Genomic DNA, 2,249 nt, shown 5'->3' with positions numbered 1-2,249 from the left:
ACGGACCGGGTAACTACGTCAGGATTCAACATTGACATGGAATGCTCCGTCATTTCGGGGTTCTCACCCGCACGGTCGCGCGGGAACCAAGCAATCCAGCCATCAGCGCTAGGACGTTTCACGTTTGATCGTAGTGTCAAACCTTCATACTACGGATTTTGAATTCACCATACGGGCGCAGAGCATCCACTCAATGGGACATGACCTCTTAGGCCTGGTCCCACACCCACCCATTCGACATACGATACCGAGCGCGCGCCGAACTCCTGGTCTCCGGCTGCGGCCTATCGCATCGCCCCAGCGAACTCGTCCTTCGTCCGTTTCCCTGACGCTGCTACCCTGACCACATGACAGAGACCGTCTCTCATGACCGTGTATCGGCATCCACATCTCTGAGCGCGCGCTCGCCTCGATGGGCGGCCATCGCCGCCATGCTCTTTCTCGGTTCCGCAGCGCTGCAACTCATCGCTTCCCTGCAGCGGTGGGTGATCGTCAGCGCGGAGTGGACCCGAACTGACCGCCTGATCGAGGATCACCGCTTCGACTATTCCTATCCCGCGGATCCGTGGGAAAACGTCGGAACTGCTGCCCAGCTGTTCGGACTCGGCGTGATCCTCCTGGCGTTCGGTGTTGTCGCCTTGGCCCGCGCGTGTCGACGACTCCCCGACCGCGGTACCACGGTCGTCACCGTCGTCGTGGCGCTCGCGTTCGGCATAACCGGCCTGCATGCCGTTGTGTCGGGGCTCGCTGGCATCCCCTCCCCGGCACAATACCTGTCGGTACAGCTGATCCTGAGCATCGTGCAGATTATCGGCCTGCTCTTTCTCGGGCTGCGCTGGCTAACGGTGTCGTGGGGAGCCGCGATAGCGTGCGTGTTCTTACTCGGTTCTACCCTGCCCGGTTACCTCGCCGCCACATTCCTGATCGCCCCAGCGATCGCCGGATACCAGTCATACGACACCACACCGTGGACGGAGACGATCGTGGCCGCGACGACAGCACTCGCCGGCCTGTGGCTGCTCGTCGCCGTCGGCATCGCGAAGCTCAGAAGCGCCTCAATCCGCACAAGCACGGTTCCTGACCTCGCATAGATGTCGAAGCAACTTGGTGCCAGAAAACGGACCAGCTGCCCTAGCGAAACGGCACGGGGATGTGAGCCATCTTCTGCCACGCGAACCTTAAACCCAGATCTGCCGCTTGTTTGCGAATCGTGCCCTCCAGCCGAGCGACACGCTGATCGACGGTGTCCTGGTCGTTTCCCACAACGTCGAGTCGGTAGGCGCCCGGTTGCTCCGTTACGAGAATCGCGCCAATGTCAGGCAGAATGACGAACATCTGACCCGTGAAGAGCAGAGTGTGCTCAAAATTGCGGCGCAGATTCTGGCCCAGCAGCGCGGACATTCGCGGCGAGTCAGTGGGGCGAACGGTGCCTGTCATCGAGATCATCAATATATTCTTGGCGATCAAGGTAATCAGCTGGTGAACTGCACCCGATGAATCGCTGAGGATTTCTTTGCTGCGAATCGCCGCCGCGGGTCACGTCCCGCTGAATGGATGCAACCGCCGAAATCGAAGACGGAATCTGAGACCCATCTCAACGACAGTGGATCCGTCCGAGCTGACCGGTGCGAGATCCACAACAGGCCACGACATTAGCCTCAGTAGGCGCGGCGAAATCCTCCACAGGTACATGCTCGTCTGCTCCAGGGGATACCTGCCGGAGCTTTTTCGTACTCCGCTGTTCGGCCACGCCAGCGGAGGTAGGCGGCCGCTGGCAGGCCGGGTATTTTTGCCCGGGCCAATCGTTCTTCATGGCGGCCGTGGCGTACCAGTCTCGGGCTTCGATGCCGGGCCGCCCGATGCACACCATGGTGTGGCCACCTCAGATGATTGCCCGGTTTGGCTCCCAAACGTAGTGTTGAATCATGGCTGAGCATGAAGAGTTGGCAGTTTTTCTGGGTGAATGGCATGCCGAGGGCACGTCTTATGGTGGTGACGAGCAGTCGCTAGATAATCCGCACGCGGGAGCGAGTCCGTGGAACAGCATCCACTCCGCCCGGTGGCATTCGGGCAACTACTTCATCGTGCAAGATGAGCGCGCGAACGGGCCGTTCGACACCCTTAGTCTGATGGGCTGGGACGCTGAAGCCGGCCGCTATTTCGCCCGAACGATCGAGAATCACGGATTCGCACGCGATTACACGCTGACTGTCGACAGTCATACCTGGACGCTGACCGGCGAGCACGAG

The 2,249-nt window shown here is 60.4% G+C and carries 3 protein-coding genes; 2 read left to right on the top strand and 1 reads right to left on the bottom strand.

Going from position 1 to position 2,249, the window contains the following annotated elements; all coding sequences use genetic code 11:
* Positions 1-347: 347 nt before the first annotated feature.
* Positions 348-1,091 (top strand): hypothetical protein, encoded by a 744-nt coding sequence (locus JF66_RS17610; RefSeq protein WP_156109890.1) that lies wholly within the window; start codon positions 348-350, stop codon positions 1,089-1,091.
* Between the two features lie 40 nt (positions 1,092-1,131).
* Here the strand turns inward: JF66_RS17610 and JF66_RS17605 are convergent, their stop codons facing one another.
* Positions 1,132-1,446 (bottom strand): hypothetical protein, encoded by a 315-nt coding sequence (locus JF66_RS17605; RefSeq protein WP_035880067.1) that lies wholly within the window; start codon positions 1,444-1,446, stop codon positions 1,132-1,134.
* A 479-nt stretch (positions 1,447-1,925) separates the two neighbouring features.
* On the opposite strand from JF66_RS17605, the gene JF66_RS17600 reads away from it, so the two are divergent.
* A partial coding sequence (locus JF66_RS17600; protein ID WP_035880066.1) for a DUF1579 domain-containing protein occupies positions 1,926-2,249 on the top strand: 324 nt, incomplete at its 3' end.

The sequence above is a fragment of the Cryobacterium sp. MLB-32 genome, from assembly GCF_000738085.1.
Taxonomy (GTDB): Bacteria; Actinomycetota; Actinomycetes; order Actinomycetales; family Microbacteriaceae; genus Cryobacterium.
Note: the sequence above shows the minus strand (reverse complement) of the source record. Positions and strands in the feature narration are given on the sequence as shown.

What these genes read in the sequence shown, in the direction of transcription:
- JF66_RS17610 (WP_156109890.1), top strand. Translation starts at nt 348, where the DNA reads ATGACAGAGACCGTCTCTCATGACCGTGTATCGGCATCCACATCTCTG.
- JF66_RS17605 (WP_035880067.1), bottom strand. Translation starts at nt 1,446, where the DNA reads ATGATCTCGATGACAGGCACCGTTCGCCCCACTGACTCGCCGCGAATG.